Genomic DNA, 1,066 nt, shown 5'->3' on the forward strand with positions numbered 1-1,066 from the left:
CCTGAATTCAACACATAAGTGCAACGCTCACCCCTGTATGCACTTCGTACGGCGTCTTCCAGCCCAAGCGCTTGCGCGGGCGTAGATTGATCCTCGCTACTGTCCGATTGACGGCTTCGACGGTCAGCTTGCTGAAGTCGCTGCCCTTGGGGAAATACTGGCGGAGCAGACCGTTGGTGTTTTCATTGGTGCCACGTTGCCAGGATGAATAGGGGTCTGCAAAAAAGACCTGGCACTGGCTCCGTAGCGCGATGCGTTCATGCCCGGCAAACTCCCTTCCGTTATCCAGCGTCAGCGTGTGAGCGGCATGGCCCTGAAGCATCAGATTGATCGCCCGCGTTACCTGCCGGCGCGTTCTGCGCTTGACCGGATAGGCGCTCAGATAGCCGCTTTTGCGATCAACCAGGGTCACCAGGTTACCGCCCAGTCCATGTACCGTATCGCCCTCCCAGTCCCCCAGGCGCTCGCGGCTTTCGACCTCGGCTGGGCGTTCACTGATTGACACGCGATTACGCAGCTGCCCGCGCCGATCGTGGCTTCCATAGCGTTTCCGGTAGCGCTTTCGGCGATGTCGCAGATAGGTATAAAGCTCACCACCGGCGCGCTGTTCGGCGGCAATGAACCGATAAATCCACTCATGGCTGACCGCCCGGCTTGGCTGCTCCTGCTTCAACCGCTGGGCGATCTGCTCCGGACTCATGCCATGCTTGAGCCACACCGGGAGATGATGGCTGAGCCATGTCGCCGGCTTGCAAAACTTGCGCGCACCCGCTCGACGAGCATCACTTTCATGGGCCGCAGAAACAGCCTTGTAGATATTCTGGGTGCTGTTGCGGCGAACCTCGCGACTGATCGTCGAGGGATGCACGCCGACCCGCTTTGCAATGCTCGCCTGGCTCTCTGCGGCGCTCAAGCCAGCCTCAATCTGGTAACGTTGTCCCTGAGTCAGCTGCCGGTAATGCGTAGTCATCTGCGCTTGAATCCTTCGGTGTGAGAGCCTGGATTCTACCGGTGGCTGGCTCTCTGCCTCTCGTTTCAAGCGTTGCGCTTATTCTATGAATTCAGG

Annotated in this window: 1 protein-coding gene; it reads right to left on the reverse strand. The window is 59.1% G+C overall.

Annotated elements, in window-relative coordinates:
- Nucleotides 1–7 precede the first annotated feature (7 nt).
- The gene (locus tag EKA13_RS27315; RefSeq protein ID WP_004577240.1) at nucleotides 8–970 is read right to left on the reverse strand and encodes an IS30-like element ISPpu17 family transposase; all 963 of its coding nucleotides are present in this window, start codon (nucleotides 968–970) and stop codon (nucleotides 8–10) included.
- Between the last annotated feature and the right edge of the window lie 96 nt (nucleotides 971–1,066).

It is taken from the genome of Pseudomonas defluvii, from assembly GCF_001695625.1.
GTDB classification, from domain to species: domain Bacteria; phylum Pseudomonadota; class Gammaproteobacteria; order Pseudomonadales; family Pseudomonadaceae; genus Aquipseudomonas; species Aquipseudomonas defluvii.

What these genes read in the sequence shown, in the direction of transcription:
- EKA13_RS27315 (WP_004577240.1), bottom strand. Translation starts at nt 970, where the DNA reads ATGACTACGCATTACCGGCAGCTGACTCAGGGACAACGTTACCAGATT.